Source organism: Cupriavidus pauculus (genome assembly GCF_022179805.1).
Lineage (GTDB): Bacteria > Pseudomonadota > Gammaproteobacteria > Burkholderiales > Burkholderiaceae > Cupriavidus > Cupriavidus pauculus_E.
Genome location: NZ_BPUO01000017.1, coordinates 97,240 through 113,833, shown reverse-complemented (window position 1 = coordinate 113,833; position 16,594 = coordinate 97,240). Strand labels below are relative to the sequence as shown.

Sequence of the window (16,594 nt, the reverse complement as noted above, 5' to 3'; positions counted from 1 at the left end):
ACTGGCTAGGAATCGTTCTTGTACGAATCATGCAATGGGCAGATGCCACTCCCACAGCTTGAAGTATCGGCAAGCTTCCACCTGACTTGAGTAATAGCGCGTACTGCTTCGGTAGGGTAGCGCCCCCGCGCCTTGCGTGAAACCTACACCAGGCCTATATCCCGGGCCCGGCTACCCGGGAAAACCCGGGCCAGCCGATCGTCGTCGAGCCCATAGAGCCGGCGGAACAATCCGCCCAGCACCGCGCGGTAATCGTTCAGTACCGGGTAGTCGCGATTCTGGTTCAGCGTCGACGGGCCGATGGCTACCTGCTCGCCGACGATGCGGCCGCCCCGCACGTTGCCACCGGCCACCCAGTAGACGGTGCCATGCCCATGATCGGTGCCACGCGTGCCGTTTTCGCGGAACGTGCGGCCGAATTCGGAAATCGCCACGACCGTGGTGCTGGACCACGCCGGCCCCATTTCCTCGGCAAACCCGGCGATGCCGCGCCCGAGGTTGTCCAGCAGGTTGGCCAGTTGCCCCTGCGCGCCGCCCTGGTTGACGTGCGTATCCCAGCCGCCCACGTCGATAAAGCCGACGTTGAATTTCTCGCGCATCAGGCCGGCCATGCGGCGCGCCTCCTGCTCGAATCCGCGCGCCGTCAGCGCCCGCCGGTTGGCGGCCTGCATCTCCTGCATGCGGCCCGACATGGTGTCGCCACCGTCGGCGCGCATCGCCGCTTCATGGCGCCGCATGGCCTCGGCCTGCTCCGCCACGGTCTGGCGCAGGTCGAAACCCTCGGCAATCAGTGACTCGAAACGCGTGCCCTTGTACATCTGCGCCAGCACCTGCGTCTGGCGCGCATCGAACGGCGTGCGGCCGTTGCCCTTGAGCGAGACATTGGGCACGTTGGCCGCCCCGGCCAGCACCATCGGCAGCCCATCGGTGAATGCCACCGGTGCGGCCTGCCCGCCCATGGCCTGCGTGAGCCGGTTCAGGAATCCGCTGCCCTTCGGCACGCCGGCATCATGGCCGTCGCCGCCCTGCCCGGCCTCGATACCGTCCTGCGTCTCGAAGTGGCTGCGCGACATATCGGCGGTGCCCGCGAACGGCACGAACGCCAGTTGCTGACGCTGCCACATCGGCAGCATCGTCGTACCCAACGCCGGATGCAGCGCCCAGCCATCGACCGACAGCGCCAGCGACGCGGCCGGGTCCGGGGCGCCTCCCGGCGCCACGGGCGGGCGGATGGCGATGTTCGGGCGCGACGCACGGTAGAAATCGTTGCCGGCCGGCACCAGCACGTTGGCGGCATCGTAGCCGCCGCGCAGGAATACCAGCAGGAAGCGCGCGTCGGCCTGCGCCGGCAGCGCGAACACGCGCGAGGTCATGGCCGGCAGCGTCGCGGCCAGGCCGGCGCCGCCCATCATCCGCATCCAGTGTCGTCGATTCATCATGGCCTCCAGCGTTTTACCGTTGCATCCATTCGGGCGAACTCAGCAGCACCGAATTCCATTCCTGCTGCGAAGCGGCCTGCGCCAGCGCCTGGCGCGTGGCCGTGCCCAATGTGCCCTCGATGGTGTCGTAGAACATGCGGTTGTTCGGCATCGGAAAACCGCGCTGCGCCGCCGGCTGCCCGCCTTCGTCCGAGAACAGCCCGGCCGGCCCGCTACCGATGGCACGCGCGATCTCGAAGCGCCTGACCAGTTGACCGGAACTGGCCCACGCCGTCTCCGTCAGCGGATAGCCGTCGGGCGCCACGTGGCCGTACAGCGGCTCGCCAAGCTGGTTCAGCCAGTTGATCATGGGACGCAGGTTGGATACCGGGCGCCCGTCATAGGCCAACCGCATCGACGACACCACGAAGACCATCGGGTCCTTGAACTTGCGCGCGCCGTCCGCCACCGACCGGTCGAACCATGGCGACAGGAACAGCGTGCGCAGGACCGCGCCGATGTCGCCATCAGTCCGAGTGAAAGTGGCTGCCATCTGCGCCACCAGTTGCGGCGGCGGGTTATCGGAGACGAAGTACGTGGCAAGCCTGGACGAGACAAAGCGCGCGGTGGCCGGATCGCGGGCCAGGATCGACACCGCCTGCTCCACCTCGGCAAACCCGGCCGGCGCGATGGTATGGCCCAGCAGCGTCTTGGCGCCGAAGTCGTGGCGATTCGGATTGAATTCGAACAGGCCGTCGCTGCGGTACAACCCGGCGCGGGCGGGCCCCAGCCGTGGCGGCTCGCCGCGCACGTTGATGCCGAGCCCGGTCAGCACGCGCGCCAGTTCCTGCACGTCCTGCTGCGTGTATTGCGACCCGCTCGGGCCGCCCGCCACGCCAAGCGTATGCAGCTCCATCAGCTCGCGCGCGTAGTTTTCATTGAGGCGATTCGCGGCGCTCTGGGCGTTGTCCAGATACTCCAGCATGGCCGGCGCCGTGACCGTGGCCATCAGCAAATCGCGGAACTTGCCCAGCGCGTGGGGGCGGATCACCCGTTCCTCGAAATCGGCCAGCGCGTAGCGCACCTGGCCCTTGCCCGCATAGACGCTGAAGTGGTTCAGCCAAAACCACGTCATCTGCTCGCGCAACTGCGCGGGCGAATACAGCGCGCGCATCAGGTGGCGGCGCGTGGTGTCGACGACCAGTTCGCGGCCCTGCCGGTTCAGCGCCTCGCGGGCCTGCTGCTTCGCGGTGTCGTCGGTCAGCGCCTGGATACGCTGCCGCTCGGTTCGCAGCGCCTGCGTACGCTGCAGCGCGTCGCCCTGGCTCACCGGCAATGCGGCGATGGCTTCGGCCAGTTGCGGCGGATCGGCCAGCGGCATTTTCAGCTGCTCGTCCAGGTAGCGCTGCCGTCCGATGGTCTGCAGCCGCTGCACGCTGGCCTGGTCGGCGCCAAAGCTGACCGTGTTGAGCCAGCGCAGGTCGGTGGCCGACAGCGCGCCTTGCGGCGGCGCACCATCGGGGCGCGTCGACGCGCACGCAGCCAGCAACGTCACCCCGGCCAACAGGGCCAGCAGCCACCGCGAACCCGCCCGCCACCGCCGTATGTCGAACCGTTGGTCTGCCATGAGCGCCGTCTCCTCCCTTGCATTGCATGCCGGAATGCCGGTTTGACGTCCGACGCGCCACTTGGTTGACCGGCGCGCCGCCGATCCTGTTACGAAAACTTTCCCGAGGACTTGCACCTCCCACATTCCCGGTCTTTTTTGCATACAATTTACGGATACAATGATTGCCCATCCAACAGGATTCCGGAGACAACCCATGACCGCGAACACCGCCCAGCAAGCCATTCCCGCCCTCGAACCGCTCCAGCAATACCTGGAAGCCCATCGCACCGGCCGCGCGGAATTCATCTTCCAGGCGTTCCATGCCGATGCCCGCATCATTTCGTTCCGCGACGGCGCCCTGCACTCGCTGACGGTGGACGAATTCTCGAAGCGCTTCCAGGGCCAGCCGCAGCCGGACGAAGCGCAGCGCCGCCGCCATATCGCCAGCTTCGACGTGGTGGGCAATGCCGCCACGGCCAAGATCGTGCTCGATTACCCGGAAGTGGTGTTCACCGACTACATGAACCTGCTGCAGATCGACGGCGTCTGGAAGATCGCCAACAAGACGTTCAGCGCGGCCCCCAAGGCCCCGAAGTAACTCCGAAGTAACTCCGAAATAAAGCGGCCCTCCCGCCGTCCTCCCCGCCTGTCATCGTCGTGTCACGCAGCGTCGTGACAATGCGCAGCCATGACAGGCGCGGGAGCGTGCATGCCGTTTTGCGGCGGTGCAACGTAGATATTCCTTGACGCCTGATTTTTCGGCGCTTCAATGAAAACGTTTTCATCTGCAGCGCCCGACCGGAGAGGAATGCATGGCACCACCCCGCCGCGCCGCCCTGGCGCCCCGCCTGGCTAGCGCCGAACCCGGCCAGGGCGTGACGCTTGCCGACGTGGCGCTGGCCGCCAAGGTATCGCTGGCCACGGCGTCGCGAGTGTTCAGCCATCCGCAACTGGTACGCGAGGCCACGGCCCAGCGCGTGCACGAAGCGGCGCAGCGGCTGTCGTTCCGCCCCAACCTGCTGGGTGCCAAGCTGCGCGCCCAGCGCACACGCATCCTGGGCGTGATGCTGCCCACGCTGGACAACGCGGTGTTCGCCGAATGCTGGCGCGGCATCGAAGAGTCCGCCATGGCCGCAGGCTACTCCCTGATGCTGGTCACCAGCAACTACGATCCGTCGCGCGAACGCGAGCGCATCGAATACCTGTTGCGCCACCGCGTCGACGGCATGGTGCTGACCGTGGCCGACGCCTGCGACAGCACTGTGCTCGACCAGCTCGACCGCGAATCGGTGCCCTATGTGCTGGCCTACAACCAGGTATCGCCCGACAGCGCGCGACAGGGCCGGCATTCGGTCTCGGTGGACAACCACACCAGCGCCCGCGAGGGCGTCAACGCGCTGATTGGCGCCGGACACCGGCGCATCGTCGTGATCTCGGGTGCCTTCACCGCATCGGACCGCGCGCGCCAGCGCTTTGCCGGCTATGCCGACGCCATGCGCGCCCACGGCCTGCCGGTGCTCGATCCGGTCAACCTGCCATCACATACCGCCAGCAACGCGGCACAGATCAGCGCGCTGATGGCCGGAGCCGATGCGCCCACCGCGTTCTTCTGCACCAACGACCTGCTTGCCATCGGCGTGATCTCGGACCTCAAGCGGCTGGGCCTGCGCGTGCCGCGCGACGTCTCGGTGCTGGGCTACGACGGCATCGCGCTGGGCGCGCTCGTCGAGCCGCCGCTGGCCACCGTGGTGCAACCCAATGCCGATATCGGCACGCAAGCGATTGCCCAGTTGCTGCAGCGCCTGGCCGAAGGATCGGCCGGCGCGGATGGCAACGCCACGCTGTTGCCGCACGCGCTGCGCATCGAGGGCACCGTAGGCGCCCCCGCCACCGCAGGCTGATCCAACGCAGTCACCAACCGATTTACCGACCCGCTTCACCGACCGACCTCAACCAGGGAGCCTTACATGTCGACGCAATCCTTCTGGCGCCGTCCGCTGCGCTGGCTGGCCATCACCGCCGCCTTTGCCGCTGTCAGCCAGGGCGCTGCCGCGCAAACCGCGATCTGCTACAACTGCCCGCCCGAATGGGCCGACTGGGCCGCGCAGATTCGCGCGATCAAGGAAAAGACCGGCGTCACCGTGCCGTTCGACAACAAGAACTCGGGCCAGTCGCTGGCGCAGTTGGTAGCTGAAAAAGCCGCCCCGGTGGCCGACGTGACCTACCTGGGCGTGACCTTCGGCATCCAGGCGAAGGCCGATGGCGTGACGCAGGGGTACAAGCCCGCTCACTGGAACGATATTCCCGATGGCCTGAAGGACCCGCAGGGCAACTGGTTTGCCATCCACTCGGGCACGCTCGGCTTCATGGTCAACGTGGATGCACTGCGCGGCAAGCCGGTGCCGCAGTCGTGGGCCGACCTGCTCAAGCCCGAATACAAGGGCCTGGTGGGCTACCTTGATCCGGCCAGCGCATTCGTTGGCTACGTGGGCGCAGTGGCCGTGAACCAGGCGCTGGGCGGCACGCTGGACAACTTCGGCCCGGCCTTCAAGTACTTCCGCGACCTGCAGAAGAACCAGCCGATCGTGCCCAAGCAGACCGCCTACGCGCGCGTGCTGTCCGGCGAGATTCCCATCCTGCTCGACTACGACTTCAACGCCTACCGCGCCAAGTACAAGGACCGCGCCAACGTGGCGTTCGTGATTCCGAAGGAAGGCTCGCTGGTGGTGCCGTACGTGATGAGCCTGGTCAACAACGCCCCGCACGCCGCCGACGGCCGCAAGGTGCTCGATTTCGTGCTGTCCGACCAGGGCCAGGCGCTGTGGGCCAACGCCTACCTGCGCCCGGTACGTAACGTGCCGATGCCGGCCGAGGTGCAGTCGCGCTTCCTGCCCGCCGCCGACTACGCACGCGCCAAGCCGGTTGACTTCGGCAAGATGGCCCAGGTGCAGAAGGCGTTCAGCGACCAGTACCTGAAGGAAGTCCGCTAAGCCACCCGGCCGGCCCCGCACGATGACCCAACGATCCCCCACCCTGTTCCTGTTCGCGCTACCCGCGCTGGTCGTGTTCCTGGCCTTCTTCTGCCTGCCGATGGCACGGCTGATCGAGGTCAGCCTGACCGGCAGGGACGGCCCGGGGGTCTACTGGACCGTGCTGACCAGCGCGCGCTACCTGCACAGCCTGATGGTGACGGTGGTGCTCTCCGCGCTGGTAACGCTGGCCACGCTGGTGATCGCCGGCATTTCGGGCACGTTCCTGCAGCGCCATCGCGTGCCGGGCAAACCGGTGCTGGTGGCCATGCTGACGTTTCCGCTGGCCTTTCCGGGCGTGGTGATCGGCTTCATGGTCATCATGCTCGGTGGCCGCAACGGCCTGCTGGCCAGCATCGGCGATGTGCTGGCTGGCGAGCGCTGGACCTTTGCCTACGGGCTGGCCGGCCTGTTCGTCGGCTATCTCTATTTCTCGATTCCGCGCGTGATCCTGACCGTGATGGCCGCCGTGGAAAAGCTCGACCCCTCGCTGGAAGAAGCAGCACGGTCCCTGGGCGCCAGCCCGTGGCGCGTGGTGCGCGACGTGATGCTGCCCGCGCTGATGCCGGCCATGCTGTCCAGCGGCGCCATCTGCTTTGCCACCAGCATGGGCGCGTTCGGCACGGCCTTCACGCTGGCCACGCAGCTCGATGTGCTGCCGCTGACGATCTACAACGAGTTCACCAACTACGCCAACTTTGGCATGGCCGCCGCGCTGTCGATCCTGCTCGGCGTGGTCACGTGGGCCCTGCTGGCGCTGGCGCGCTGGTACTCCGGCGACGCGGTCGCCGCCACGGCCTGAGGATTGCCCCCAATGCGCCCATCCCAACCCCGCCGCGCCGGCTACTGGCTGCAACTCGCGCTGACGCTGCTGGTCTGCGCATTCATGACCGTGCCCGTGGTGCTGTCGGTGCTGGCCGGACTGACCAACAACATCTTCGTGGGCCTGTCCAGCGGACTGACCACGCGCTGGCTCGTGGAAGTCTGGTCGCTCTATCGCAACACCATCTTCCTGTCGCTGGGCATCGCCCTGGCCTGCCTGGCCTGCACGCTCGTGATCGGCGTGCCGGCTGCCTATTACATGGCGCTGCGCCGCAACCGCATGACGCGTCTGATCGAAGAACTGCTGATGCTGCCCGTGGCAGTGCCCGGACTGGCCACGGCGCTGGGCCTGATCCTGCTCTACGGCAGTTGGCAGGGCCTGCGCACAAGCTGGCTGTTCATCCTGATCGGCCACGTGCTGTTCACGCTGCCGTTCATGGTGCGCTCAGTGCTGGCCATCCTGTCCGCCATCGACATCCGCACACTTGAAGACGCCGCCGCCAGCCTGGGCGCCCGCCGTATGACGCGCTTCTTCACCGTGGTGCTGCCGAACTGCCGCCAGGGCATCCTGGCCGGCGCGCTGATGGTGGTCACGCTGTCGGTGGGCGAATTCAACCTGACCTGGATGCTGCACACGCCCACCACGCAGACGCTGCCCGTGGGCCTGGCCGACAGCTATGCGTCGATGCGGCTCGAAATCGGGTCGGCCTACACCATCGTTTTCTTCGTGATGATCATTCCGATGCTGGTCTTCATGCAGGCCGTCAGCGCACTGGGCGCACGCGCACGGCGCCACGCGCCCGTGGCCGAGGCCGCGCATGACGAGCCCGCCGCCCTGCCCCAGGGCACCCTGTCACCCACTGTTGCCGAGCGCCGCCATGCATGAGCCCACTCCCATCCGCCTGCGCCAGTGCGCCAAGACGTTTGCCGACGGCACGCTGGCGCTGCAACCGCTGGACCTCGATATCGGCGCCGCCGAGACCGTGGTGCTGCTGGGCCCGTCGGGCTGCGGCAAGACCACCACGCTGCGCATCATTGCCGGGCTGGAGCAGCCCGATGCCGGCGGCGAAGTTTATTTTGGCGATACGCGCGTGACCGCCCAGCCGATCGAGCAGCGCGGCGTGGGCATGGTGTTCCAGAACTACGCGCTGTTCCCGAACATGACCGTGGCCGAGAACATCGCCTACGGGCTGCGCGTGCGGCGCGTGGATGCCGCCGCGCGCAAGCGCCGCGTGGACGAGATGCTGGGCATGATGCACCTGGAGGCGTTTGCGGATCGCCGCGTCGACCAGTTGTCCGGCGGACAGCGCCAGCGCGTGGCCCTGGCCCGCGCCATCGCCGTGCAGCCGCGCGTGCTGCTGCTGGACGAACCGCTGACCGCGCTCGACGCCAAGCTGCGCGATGCGCTGCGCGCCGACATCAACCAGCTGCTGCGCAGCCTGCATATCACCGCCGTCTATGTCACGCACGACCAGGCCGAGGCGATGGCACTGGGCGACCGCATCATCGTGATGGATCGCGGCCGCATCGCGCAATCCGGCACGCCGCAGGACATCTACCGCGCCCCGGCCAATGCGTTCGTGGCCGACTTCATTGGCACCATGAATCACCTGCCCGCCACGGCCGAGGCCGGGCGCTGGCGCGTGCCCGGCGGCACGGTGCCGATGGGCCCACCCGACGATGCGCCGGTAACACCCACCGTGCGCCTGATGTTCCGTCCCGAAGACGTCGCGCTGGTGCATGCCGATGACGCGCATGTCGAAGGCACGGTGGTCACGGCGCTGTTCCTGGGCAACCACACGCGCCTGCTGGTGGACGTGGGCGCCACCGCGCCGCTGATCGTCGACACGGCGCGCCGCGACGCGTGGGGCCCCGGCACGCGCGTGGGGCTGCGCATCGATACCAATCACCTGATCACGCTCGCAGAAGCCGCATGACCCCAGCATCCTCCGCACCGTACCTGGTGGCGCAACTTACCGACCTGCATATCAAGGCCGGCGGCAAACTGTCGTACCGCATGGTGGACACCGCCGGCGCGCTGCACGCCGCCATCGACACGCTGCTGGCCGCCCCTCAACTGCCCGATATCGTGGTGGTTACCGGCGACCTGGTCGACTTTGGCGACGAACACGAATACCGCTTCCTGCGCGATATCCTGCAACGCCTGCCGATGCCCGTGAAGCTGCTGCCCGGCAACCACGACCGCCGCAGCACATTGCGCACGGTGTTTCCCGATCACGACTACCTGTTTGCCCATGGCGACGCCGAGGCGCCGGTGCACTACGCCATCGACGCCGGCCCGCTGCGGCTGGTTGGCTTCGACTGCACCGTGCCCGGCAAACCCGGCGGACGCGCCGAGCCCGACGGCCTGGCCTGGCTCGACGCCACGCTGTCGGCAGAGCCCGCGCGGCCGACGCTGGTCATGCTGCACCATCCGCCGTTCCACACCGGCATCGGCCATATGGACGTACAGGGCCTGGAAAACGCCGCCGGGCTGGAAGCGGTGATCGCCCGGCACCACCACGTGGAGCGCGTGATCTGCGGCCACCTGCACCGGCAGATCACACGCCGCTTTGGCGGCACCATCGCCATGACGGCGCCGGGACCCGCGCACCAGGTGGCACTGGATCTCGATCCGCAGGCGCGCTCGTGCTTCCGCATGGAGCCGCCCGGCTACCTGCTGCACTGGTGGCACCCGTCGCACGGCCTGGTCACCCATCTGGCAGCGATTGGCGACTACGGCGCGCGGCATCCGTTCTTTGACGCCAATGGCAAGCTGATCGACTGAGGTGATCGATTGAGACTCGGGGTCCGGTCGTCAAAACCCGGCGCCGGGCCGGTGGCATTCGGGTACCATCCTCGCTTTCGTCAAATCCGTCGGTTCCGGACCTTGGTTCCGTCAGGCGGAACCACGCTGCACCCCGACATGGACCTGCTTCTACTCAGCAATTCGACCTCGGACGACGGTTACCTCGTCCACGCCGCCTCCGCCATTACCGAACTGGCCGATGGCCGCACCCGTGCCCTCTTTGTCCCGTACGCGGGCGTGACGCGCGACTGGGACAGCTACGCCGAACAGGTGCGCGAAGCCTTCGCACCCATCGGCATCGCGGTCGATTCGCTGCACCAGCAGGCCGACCCGGTGGCTGCCGCCAACGCCGCCACGCTGTTCGTGGTGGGTGGCGGCAATACGTTCCGCCTGCTGCAGGTGCTGCGCCAGCAGGGCCTGCTCGACGTCATCGCCGGCCGGGTGCGCAGCGGCGATGCGCGCTACATCGGCTGGAGCGCCGGCTCGAACCTGGCCACGCCGACGATCCGCACGACCAACGACATGCCGGTGGTAGACCCGGGCGGTTTCGATGCGCTGAACCTCGTGCCGTTCCAGATCAATCCGCACTACTACAACCTGGAAATCGAAGGGTTCCGCGGTGAAACGCGCGACCAGCGGCTGGCCGAGTTCACCACGCTGTCGCCGGACACGCCCGTGCTGGGCCTGCCCGAGGGCGACTGGGTGCGTGTGTCGGGAAATCGCTACACGTTGCACGGCGAGCACGCCGCGCGCTGGTTCCTGGGCGCCCGCACCTGGGACGTCACGGCCGGCCCGCTCGCGCAGCCGGCCTGATCGGCCCCGATCGGTCTGATCGTCCGCGATACCGGCCCATCCCCCGGTATCGCGGACAAAAAAATACCCGCAGCCGGGAGGAGCGGGTATGAGAAGTGGTATGGACAAGTCGCGGAAATCGTCCACGGGAAAATGCTGGCACCGGCCCACTACGCTGCCAATAATCTTTCCGGACTACTCCAGACGAAGCCTCAACGGTTTCCGCGGCCTGGCCGATAACGGTGGTAAGCGCCCGATTCCACGCCCGATGCCCCCATTGGTGGCGATGGACAACGCGAACCGAATCCAGTCCAATCGACTTCATGCCGTCCCCTGCACTTTGTGCCTGCCCCCAATGTCGCGTGCCCGACTCCTGCTGATCGATGACCACACCCTGTTCCGCACCGGCCTGAAGCTGCTGCTGGCAGACAGCCCGAGCGTGGCGTCGATCATCGAGGCCGGATCGGTCATGGAAGCCGTGCAGGCGCACGCCAGCCAGCCCGTGGATATCCTGCTGCTCGATATCCAGATGCCGGGCCTGAACGGCATCGAGGGCATCAAGGTCTTGCGCCGGCACTTTGCCGCCGCGCGCATCCTGATCGTCTCCGGCACGTCCCATATCGATGCGATTCCGGCCGATGCCCGCCGCGAGATCGCCGGTTTCCTGCCCAAGTCGGCCGATGCGCTCGATATCGAAAAAGCCATTGCCTGCTGCCTGGCGGGCGGCACGCATTTCCCGGTAACTGACTGCGCCGGCCTGGGCGTCGTGGGCACCGCCCCGGCCTACGAGCCCAGCCAGCTCACGCCGCGCCAGCTTGAAGTGCTGACGCAACTGAACCTGGGGCGATCCAACAAGGTCATCGCCTATCACCTGGGGCTCTCCGAGAACACCGTGCGCGTGCATGTGGCCGCCATCCTGGAACACCTGGGCGTGGTCAGCCGCGTCGAGGCCATCCTGGAAGCGCAGCGGCGCGGCCTGGTGCAGACCCAACGCTGACCCCCACACGCCCAGCCGCGTCGACCATGGCGTTGCCTTTCTTCCCGCGCTACGACGAACCCCGCCTGCTGTCGGCGCAGATGGAGCTGATCGACCAGAGCTTTGGCATGGCCATGCTGGGGTGCGCGCTGGCGGCGATCATCCTGGGTACGGGGCTGGCGCTGACTGATGGCCATCCGGGCGGGCTGCCATGGGCTGCCGCGATGACGGTGCTCTGCGCCATCGCGCACTTCGGCCGGCTGGCCGTGCCCGACCGGCTGACCGAAGCGGGCTCGGGCCGCTACGCACGCGGCATGACGGCAATGCTGGTGCTGATTGGCGCGCTGTGGGGCCTGGCGGGCTGGCTCTATCTCGATATCCGCTCGCCGGCCGTGGTGATCTGCGTGCTGTCGCTGATCGCAGGCATGAGCGCGGCGGCGCTGGCCGTGTTCTCGGCCTGCTTGCCTGTGGCGGTGGGCTTCTTCATCCCGGCCATCGTGCCGGTCTGGGCGGTCTTCATCGTCACGCACGATATCGCCTACCTGCCGATGTTCCTGGGCACCCCGCTCTACCTGTTCGTGCTGATCGTGTTCGCACGCAACTATTCGCGCATGGCGCGCCATTCGCTGGCGCTGCGGTTCGAGAACGTGGAGCTGATTTCGCAATTGCGCGACCAGACCGCGCGCGCCGGCCAGGCCCAACGCGAGGCCGAGGACGCCAACCGCGCCAAGTCGGTGTTCCTGGCGTCGGCCAGCCACGACCTGCGCCAGCCGCTGCATGCGCTGGGGCTGTTCCTGGTGTCGCTGGGCCGCACGCCGCTGGACGAGCGCCAGCGGCAATTGCTGGACCACATCGAGGCATCGTCGGGCGCCGCGCGTGAAATGCTGAACACGCTGCTGGATTTCTCGAAGCTCGATGCGGGCGTGGTCACCCCCCGGCCCCGGCCATTTCAGCTCCAGGCGCTGCTGCACAAGCTGGAGAACGAATTCGCACCGCAGGCCAATGCGCGCGGGCTGTTCTATCGCACCCGCGACACCACGGTCACGCTGTTCGGCGACCCCACGCTGACCGAACTGATCCTGCGCAACCTGATTGCCAACGCCATCCGCTACACGCATGCGGGCGGCCTGCTGGTGGCGTGCCGCACGCGGCGCTTCCATGCATCGGTGGAAGTCTGGGATACCGGCATCGGCATCCCGGCCACGCAGCATCGCGAGATCTTTCGGGAATTCCACCAGTTGGGCAATCCCGAGCGCGACCAGCGCAAGGGGCTCGGGCTGGGGCTGGCCATCGTGGACGGCCTGGCGCGCACCATGCAGACGTCGGTGACGCTGGCGTCCACACCGGACCAGGGCTCGGTGTTCCGCCTGCGGCTGCCGCTGGCGTGGACCGCGCCCGAGGAATCGGTCCAGCCGGGCGTGGCGATGCGCCTGGATGGCCTGCGCGTGCTGGTGATCGACGACGATCCCGCCATTCGCGAAGCCATGGCCGGTCTGCTGACGGTCTGGAACTGCCCGAGCCGCACGGCCGAAACCGAGGAAGAAGCGCTGGCGCTGACCCGCGATTTCACCCCCGACCTGATCCTGGCTGACTACCGCCTGCGTGGCAATCGCACGGGACTGGAAGCCATCGCGGCCATTCGCGAGCGCACCGCACGCGACCTGCCAGCCATCCTGATCACGGGCGACACCGCCGCCGACCGCCTGCGCAACCTGCACGCGGGCGGCACCGCGCTGCTGCACAAGCCCGTGGTGCCGGGCAAACTCCACGCGGCCATCAGCACCCTGCTGCACGCCGAATGCCTGGGCGTGCAGTGCGACACCTCCGAATGGAAGCGGGCCGAACGATAAGTCCGGCCCTCATTCATGCATGTACCGTATGAATGGATCATTCCTATTAATTGGACTTAGGTCTGAGGCCCGCCCACACTGCGAGGCAGAGCGGGCCTGATTTCCGGCCACCGCGCCCCGTCCCATGACTGAAGCGAGGAGCCCCCCATGACCGCAACACATGCCGACTTGCCCAGGCACGACCTGCTGATCGGCGGCCAGCGCGTGCCGCCCGGCACGGGCCAATACTCGACCGACATCAACCCCGCCACCGAGGCGCCGATTGCGCTGGTGGCCCAGGGCAGCGCGGCCGACGTGGACAGCGCGGTCAGGGCCGCACGCGCGGCGCTGAAGCCCTGGAGCGGCATGCGCGCCGCCGATCGCGGACGCATCCTGTACCGCTTTGCGGACCTGCTGGAAGCCCACGCCGAGGAACTGGTGGCGCTGGAAAGCCAGGACGCCGGCAAGCCGCTGGCGTCGGTGCGGCGGCAAGACATGCCGGCCGTGATCGACACCGTGCGCTACTACGCGGGCTGGTGCGACAAGATCCATGGCGCCGTGATCCCGGCCCGGCCCGATGCACTGACCTATACCGTGCGCGAGCCGGTGGGCGTGGTGGCGGCCATCGTTCCGTGGAATTTCCCGCTGATGATCGGCATGTGGAAAATCGCCCCGGCGCTGGCCTGCGGTTGCACGCTGATCGTCAAACCCGCCGAGATCACGCCGCTGACCGCACTGCGCGTGGCCGAACTGGCGCTGGAAGCCGGCGTGCCGCCGGGCGTGTTCAACGTGGTCACCGGCAAGGGCAGCGTGGTGGGCAACGCCATGGTGGCGCACCCCGGCATCGACAAGGTGACCTTCACCGGATCGCCCGGCGTGGGGCGCGGCATCATGCAGGGCGCCGCCGCCAACTTCAAGCGCGTGACGCTGGAACTGGGCGGCAAGTCGGCCAACGTGATCTTTGCCGATGCCAACCTCGACGCCGCCACGCGTGCCGCGGCCTCGGGCGTCTTCTTCAACGCGGGCCAGGTATGTTCGGCCGGCTCACGCATCCTGGTGCAGCGGCAGGTGTACGACGAAGTGGTGGAACGGTTGGCCGCACGGGCCCGTGCGATCCGCGTGGGTGACCCGGCCGCGCCCGATACGACGATGGGCCCGGTGGTATCGGCCGCGCAGATGAAGACCGTGCTCGACTACGTGGACATCGGCAAGCAGGAAGGCGCCAGTGCCGTGACCGGCGGCGTGCGCGTGGGCGAGCGCGGGTTCTTTGTCGAACCCACGGTGTTCGCCAATGTGGCGCACGAGATGCGCATCTCGCAGGAGGAGATCTTCGGGCCGGTGGCCAGCGTGATTCCGTTCGACGACGAAGCCGACGCCGTGCGCATCGCCAACGGCACCGCGTTCAGCCTGGCCGCCGGCGTGTGGAGCGCCGATATCCAGCGCGTGCACCAAGTGGCGGGCGAGCTGCGCGCCGGCACCGTGTGGATCAACACCTACGGCTACACGGACGTGCGCCTGCCCTGGGGCGGCGCGGGCGATTCGGGCCTGGGCCGCGAACATGGCGACGCCGCCATCGAGAACTTCACGGAACCGAAGGCGATCTGGCTGTCGCTGCGCTAGGCCGCCAATGAAAGCGGACATACCCCGCCATGGCCTGGCGGGGTTTTTGTTTGCGGCGTGCGACTGTGCGGCTAGCTGATGAATCGCATCGGCAGCAGCGCGTAGACGAGCGTCAACACGCCTACGATGGCTGGCGATACGTACTTCAGCGCAAGACTCTGCGACTGCACGCCCAGATAGGCGTACATGCAGATAAGGATCATGGCGCAGGCAAATACGAGCCCGTCATAGACTTGCATGGATGTCTCCCAGAGTGCGTTCTTCGACTACTTCTGTGATGACGGGCGTGCTTTTGGGGCGCCCGGGTACTGCCCACTGCAATCTATTGCGCCGATGGTCGCGCCATCAGTGCGGCGCGGCAATCATGGTAATCCCTTCGTTATTGCCGTTTGAACGATGCTGCGGCGCGGCACAAACGCAACGCAAATCGCGCCGCAGCCCGAGGTGTCAGCGCTGGCCGAAATGCGCGCTGCGGAACAGCTTTTCCAGACCGCGCTGCTGCGAGCGCCAGTATTGCCTGGGCGCATCGACCTGGCCCCCAAGCTTGGCGGCGGCATGCCACGGCCAGCGTGCGTCATACAGCATCGCGCGCGCGAGCGAAATCATGTCGGCCTCGTTGTTGGCGATGATCGCGTCGGCCTGCTCGGGTTCGGTGATCAGCCCAACTGCCAGCGTCGGCAAGCCCACCTCCGCCTTCACGCGCTGCGCGTATGGCACCTGATAGCCCGGACCAAGCTTGATGGCCTGCTGCGGCGACACGCCACCGGTGCTGACGTGCACGGCCGCGCACCCGCGTGCCTTCAGTGCATGCGACAGCGCAATCGTGCCTTCGATATCCCAGCCGTTCGGCACCCAGTCGGTGGCCGACACGCGCATCCATACGGGACGCTCGGCCGGAAACGCCTCGCGCACCGCGTCGAACACTTCCAGCGGAAAGCGCATGCGGTTTTCCAGGCTGCCGCCGTACTCGTCGGTACGGTGGTTGGCGATGGGCGACAGGAACTGGTGCAGCAGGTAGCCATGGGCGCCGTGCACCTCGATGCCGTCGATGCCGAGCCGTGCCGCGCGTTTGGCGGCCGCCACGAAGTCATCGCGAATCTTGTTCATGCCCGCGCGGTCGAGCGCCGTCGGCGCAACCTCCTCCACCGCGTGCGGAACGGCCGAGGGGGCCACGGTCTGCCATCCACCGGCTTCGTCGGGACGAATCTGCGCACCGCCTTCCCACGGCGCGCGGCTCGATGCCTTGCGGCCCGCATGACTGATCTGCATCGCCACGGCAATCGGCGAATACTTGCGCACCGCGTCCAGCACGCGGCCCAGCGCGGCTTCGTTGGCATCGTTGTACAGGCCCAGGTCGGCCGGCGAGATACGGCCCTCCGGCGACACCGCCGTGGCCTCCACAATCATCAGGCCCGCGCCAGACAGCGCCATGCTGCCCAGGTGAATCATGTGCCAGTCGGTGGCCGAACCCTCTTCCGCCGAGTACTGGCACATGGGTGCGATAACGATGCGGTTGGCGAGCGAAAGATTGCCGATCTGGTACGGATCGAAGAGATGGGACATGGGGAATTTCCTTGTGGTCTGCGTGGACCCTGCCCCACGGGGCAGGCAACATCCCGGCCGATTGTAGACGTCGCCGGAAAACCGTGTTGACCCCAACCCCATCATGGAAAATCCCCGCGCTGTGGCG

At 67.4% G+C, this 16,594-nt stretch carries 15 protein-coding genes; 11 read left to right on the top strand and 4 right to left on the bottom strand.

Annotation, left to right across the window (positions count from 1 at the left end):
- Window positions 1-143: 143 nt before the first annotated feature.
- Both MFF62_RS26330 and MFF62_RS26325 read right to left on the bottom strand, forming a co-directional pair.
- Complete coding sequence (locus MFF62_RS26330; RefSeq protein ID WP_238266088.1) at window positions 144-1,436, bottom strand: DUF1501 domain-containing protein; 1,293 nt, start codon at window positions 1,434-1,436, stop codon at window positions 144-146.
- A gap of 16 nt (window positions 1,437-1,452) precedes the next feature.
- Entirely contained in the window at window positions 1,453-3,045 is a 1,593-nt protein-coding gene (locus MFF62_RS26325) for a DUF1800 domain-containing protein (RefSeq protein ID WP_238266087.1), read from the bottom strand.
- 196 nt (window positions 3,046-3,241) lie between these two features.
- Between MFF62_RS26325 and MFF62_RS26320 the strand changes: the two genes are divergently transcribed.
- The 11 genes from MFF62_RS26320 (at window position 3,242) to MFF62_RS26270 (ending at window position 14,904) form a co-directional block, all read left to right on the top strand.
- Window positions 3,242-3,625, top strand: coding sequence for a nuclear transport factor 2 family protein (locus tag MFF62_RS26320; protein WP_238266086.1), 384 nt, complete (start codon window positions 3,242-3,244; stop codon window positions 3,623-3,625).
- 214 nt (window positions 3,626-3,839) lie between these two features.
- A complete protein-coding gene (locus tag MFF62_RS26315; RefSeq protein ID WP_238266085.1) occupies window positions 3,840-4,928 on the top strand; it encodes a substrate-binding domain-containing protein in 1,089 nt (362 codons plus the stop codon).
- A 66-nt stretch (window positions 4,929-4,994) separates the two neighbouring features.
- Window positions 4,995-6,017 (top strand): ABC transporter substrate-binding protein, encoded by a 1,023-nt coding sequence (locus MFF62_RS26310; RefSeq protein ID WP_238266084.1) that lies wholly within the window; start codon window positions 4,995-4,997, stop codon window positions 6,015-6,017.
- A gap of 22 nt (window positions 6,018-6,039) precedes the next feature.
- A complete protein-coding gene (locus tag MFF62_RS26305; protein WP_238266083.1) occupies window positions 6,040-6,858 on the top strand; it encodes an ABC transporter permease in 819 nt (272 codons plus the stop codon).
- A gap of 12 nt (window positions 6,859-6,870) precedes the next feature.
- Complete coding sequence (locus MFF62_RS26300; protein ID WP_238266082.1) at window positions 6,871-7,764, top strand: ABC transporter permease; 894 nt, start codon at window positions 6,871-6,873, stop codon at window positions 7,762-7,764.
- Window positions 7,757-8,815 (top strand): ABC transporter ATP-binding protein, encoded by a 1,059-nt coding sequence (locus MFF62_RS26295; RefSeq protein WP_238266081.1) that lies wholly within the window; start codon window positions 7,757-7,759, stop codon window positions 8,813-8,815. The genes MFF62_RS26300 and MFF62_RS26295 overlap by 8 nt, the downstream gene beginning before the upstream one ends.
- Window positions 8,812-9,666 carry a phosphodiesterase gene (locus tag MFF62_RS26290; RefSeq protein WP_238266080.1) on the top strand — a complete coding sequence of 285 codons (855 nt, stop codon included), beginning with the start codon at window positions 8,812-8,814 and terminating at the stop codon, window positions 9,664-9,666. Before MFF62_RS26295 ends, MFF62_RS26290 begins: the two co-directional genes overlap by 4 nt.
- Before the next feature lie 138 nt (window positions 9,667-9,804).
- A complete protein-coding gene (gene pepE / locus MFF62_RS26285; RefSeq protein WP_238266079.1) occupies window positions 9,805-10,500 on the top strand; it encodes a dipeptidase PepE in 696 nt (231 codons plus the stop codon).
- A gap of 334 nt (window positions 10,501-10,834) precedes the next feature.
- On the top strand, window positions 10,835-11,476 hold the full coding sequence (locus MFF62_RS26280; RefSeq protein ID WP_238266078.1) for a response regulator: 642 nt from the start codon (window positions 10,835-10,837) through the stop codon (window positions 11,474-11,476).
- A gap of 26 nt (window positions 11,477-11,502) precedes the next feature.
- Complete coding sequence (locus MFF62_RS26275) at window positions 11,503-13,305, top strand: ATP-binding response regulator (RefSeq protein ID WP_238266077.1); 1,803 nt, start codon at window positions 11,503-11,505, stop codon at window positions 13,303-13,305.
- Window positions 13,306-13,452: 147 nt separating this feature from the next.
- On the top strand, window positions 13,453-14,904 hold the full coding sequence (locus MFF62_RS26270; protein WP_238266076.1) for an aldehyde dehydrogenase family protein: 1,452 nt from the start codon (window positions 13,453-13,455) through the stop codon (window positions 14,902-14,904).
- 71 nt (window positions 14,905-14,975) lie between these two features.
- Here MFF62_RS26270 and MFF62_RS26265 read toward each other — a convergent pair whose 3' ends face one another.
- Both MFF62_RS26265 and MFF62_RS26260 read right to left on the bottom strand, forming a co-directional pair.
- A complete protein-coding gene (locus MFF62_RS26265) occupies window positions 14,976-15,143 on the bottom strand; it encodes a hypothetical protein (RefSeq protein ID WP_238266075.1) in 168 nt (55 codons plus the stop codon).
- A 208-nt stretch (window positions 15,144-15,351) separates the two neighbouring features.
- Window positions 15,352-16,467: an NADH:flavin oxidoreductase/NADH oxidase gene (locus MFF62_RS26260; RefSeq protein WP_238266074.1), complete on the bottom strand. Its 1,116-nt coding sequence runs from the start codon at window positions 16,465-16,467 to the stop codon at window positions 15,352-15,354.
- Window positions 16,468-16,594 lie beyond the last annotated feature (127 nt).

Bases quoted from the DNA above. Each gene is read 5' to 3' on its own strand.
- MFF62_RS26330 (WP_238266088.1), bottom strand. From the start codon at position 1,436: ATGAATCGACGACACTGGATGCGGATGATGGGCGGCGCCGGCCTGGCC.
- MFF62_RS26325 (WP_238266087.1), bottom strand. From the start codon at position 3,045: ATGGCAGACCAACGGTTCGACATACGGCGGTGGCGGGCGGGTTCGCGG.
- MFF62_RS26320 (WP_238266086.1), top strand. From the start codon at position 3,242: ATGACCGCGAACACCGCCCAGCAAGCCATTCCCGCCCTCGAACCGCTC.
- MFF62_RS26315 (WP_238266085.1), top strand. From the start codon at position 3,840: ATGGCACCACCCCGCCGCGCCGCCCTGGCGCCCCGCCTGGCTAGCGCC.
- MFF62_RS26310 (WP_238266084.1), top strand. From the start codon at position 4,995: ATGTCGACGCAATCCTTCTGGCGCCGTCCGCTGCGCTGGCTGGCCATC.
- MFF62_RS26305 (WP_238266083.1), top strand. From the start codon at position 6,040: ATGACCCAACGATCCCCCACCCTGTTCCTGTTCGCGCTACCCGCGCTG.
- MFF62_RS26300 (WP_238266082.1), top strand. From the start codon at position 6,871: ATGCGCCCATCCCAACCCCGCCGCGCCGGCTACTGGCTGCAACTCGCG.
- MFF62_RS26295 (WP_238266081.1), top strand. From the start codon at position 7,757: ATGCATGAGCCCACTCCCATCCGCCTGCGCCAGTGCGCCAAGACGTTT.
- MFF62_RS26290 (WP_238266080.1), top strand. From the start codon at position 8,812: ATGACCCCAGCATCCTCCGCACCGTACCTGGTGGCGCAACTTACCGAC.
- pepE (WP_238266079.1), top strand. From the start codon at position 9,805: ATGGACCTGCTTCTACTCAGCAATTCGACCTCGGACGACGGTTACCTC.
- MFF62_RS26280 (WP_238266078.1), top strand. From the start codon at position 10,835: ATGTCGCGTGCCCGACTCCTGCTGATCGATGACCACACCCTGTTCCGC.
- MFF62_RS26275 (WP_238266077.1), top strand. From the start codon at position 11,503: ATGGCGTTGCCTTTCTTCCCGCGCTACGACGAACCCCGCCTGCTGTCG.
- MFF62_RS26270 (WP_238266076.1), top strand. From the start codon at position 13,453: ATGACCGCAACACATGCCGACTTGCCCAGGCACGACCTGCTGATCGGC.
- MFF62_RS26265 (WP_238266075.1), bottom strand. From the start codon at position 15,143: ATGCAAGTCTATGACGGGCTCGTATTTGCCTGCGCCATGATCCTTATC.
- MFF62_RS26260 (WP_238266074.1), bottom strand. From the start codon at position 16,467: ATGTCCCATCTCTTCGATCCGTACCAGATCGGCAATCTTTCGCTCGCC.